This window comes from Bacillus sanguinis (genome assembly GCF_018332475.1).
GTDB classification, from domain to species: domain Bacteria; phylum Bacillota; class Bacilli; order Bacillales; family Bacillaceae_G; genus Bacillus_A; species Bacillus_A sanguinis.
This window is the reverse complement of sequence record NZ_BOQB01000158.1, coordinates 1-1,902: the sequence shown is the minus strand read 5'-3', so window position 1 is coordinate 1,902 and position 1,902 is coordinate 1. Positions and strand designations below refer to the sequence as shown.

Below are 1,902 nucleotides of genomic sequence, written 5' to 3'. Positions count from 1 at the left end.
TGGATAACAACCAAATGCCAAATATGATGCCAATCATGGATAACAATCAAATGCCAAACATGATGCCAATCATGGATAATAATCAACCACCGAATATGATGCCATATCAAATGCCATATCAACAGCCTATGATGCCACCGAATCCGTATTATCAGCAACAAAATCCATATCAAATGCCGTATCAGCAAGGAGCGCCGTTTGGGCCGCAGTATACGTCTATGCCAAATCCAAATATGATGCCAATGGATAATAATATGCCACCGCTCGTGCAAGGAGAGGAAGATTGTGGATGCGGAGGAGAGAGTAGGCTATATAGTCCGCAACCTGGAGGGCCACAATACGCGAATCCTTTATATTATCAACCAACTCAATCAGCATATGCACCACAGCCAGGAACGATGTATTATCAACCAGATCCACCAAATGTATTTGGGGAGCCGGTTTTAGAAGAAGAGGATGAAGAAGAAGTTTAAAAAAGGTGGGATTATTCCCACCTTTTTGTATGTAGTAGAGTCGGTCTGGAAATGGAAGATTTACATCAAATGTTAGAAAATCCCCAGTGAAATATTAACAGTGTAAAAACCTTCTCTGTTACTCATCATAAGAGGGAGCTTTTCAGAAGAGAAGTTCATTCTAACAGAGGGGGTTTTTGTATTGAATACGAAAGTAAAAGTGATTGCTGCTTCTTTGTTAGTTACCAGTGCATTAGCTGCATGTGGTACACCAAAAGATAACAATGCAATGGATGGACGTAACTACAATTACGAGCGTACATCTTATAATGATACACACCAATATCGTGATAATGTAACGCGTAACGATCGTTATACAGATTATGTAACATATAGAAATGGTCGTAACGGTACAGGATATAACAATTATTACCGCGATGTAAATTACAACGGTCAAATTGCTAATCCGCATCCAACACGTAATATTACAATGAACAATTCATACATTAACAATGATGGTAAAACAGCAGAAAGAATTACAAATCGTGTGAAACGTATGAATAACGTAGACCGTGTGTCTACAGTTGTATATGGAAACGATGTAGCGATTGCAGTAAAACCACGTAATCCAGTATCGAATGAAACAGCGCTTGCAAATGAAGTTCGTCAAGCTGTTGCAAATGAAGTTGGAAACAGAAACGTATATGTTTCTGTAAGAAATGACATGTTTACACGTGTCGATGCAATGAGTACACGACTGCGTAACGGTACAGTTACAAACGATTTCAACCGTGACATAACAAATATGTTCCGAGACATCCGTTACGGTTTAACTGGTACTATGCGATAGCAAAATAAAAGAGGAAGGGGTAGCCCTTCCTCCTTTATTCATCTTCGTCTTGTAAACGACGTTTTTTTATAAAATAACTAACGGAATAAGAACCTAAAAAGCATATGAAGAGAATGCCACCTGTTAAAATAGCTTCAAAGAGAGGTCTTTCGGGACTGAAAATAATATAAATAATAGCCATAACGATTCCTACAATAAGAGAACGTAAAACAAGTTTGTAATAAGGAGTTAACTTTATTTCTTTTTCGCCTTCTTCTACATCGATTGAAACACTTAACTGTAAATAAGCAAGTAAAATACTCGTAAGCATAAATAATAGCCACAATGGAGATTTCGTGATTTGATCCATTCCTTCAGTGAATCCAATATAGCCTAAAATTCCAACTACGCCAATGTATTGAAAAAGAAAGACAATACGTATATTTTTTAATGTTTGCAGAATGAGACGTTCATCCTTTATTTTTTTCACAATATCCATCTCCTGTTTATTATGATTTCGCTGTCACATTAATTGTAACATATATATTACATTTATCAATTTATAATTTACATATAATTTATTTGGATGAAAGAGGAAATAAAATATTTTTATAAACATGT

Annotated in this window: 2 protein-coding genes and 1 pseudogene; 2 read left to right on the top strand and 1 reads right to left on the bottom strand. The window is 36.0% G+C overall.

What is annotated here, in order from left to right; genetic code table 11:
- Both KI369_RS17395 and KI369_RS17390 read left to right on the top strand, forming a co-directional pair.
- Positions 1–473: pseudogene (locus tag KI369_RS17395) on the top strand (peptigoglycan-binding protein LysM); the annotation flags it as partial.
- A 181-nt stretch (positions 474–654) separates the two neighbouring features.
- Positions 655–1,302, top strand: coding sequence for a YhcN/YlaJ family sporulation lipoprotein (locus KI369_RS17390; protein ID WP_098670082.1), 648 nt, complete (start codon positions 655–657; stop codon positions 1,300–1,302).
- Between the two features lie 34 nt (positions 1,303–1,336).
- On the opposite strand, the gene KI369_RS17385 is transcribed toward KI369_RS17390, so the two are convergent.
- Positions 1,337–1,780, bottom strand: a complete 444-nt coding sequence (locus KI369_RS17385; protein ID WP_212956754.1) for a branched-chain amino acid ABC transporter substrate-binding protein — start codon at positions 1,778–1,780, stop codon at positions 1,337–1,339.
- Between the last annotated feature and the right edge of the window lie 122 nt (positions 1,781–1,902).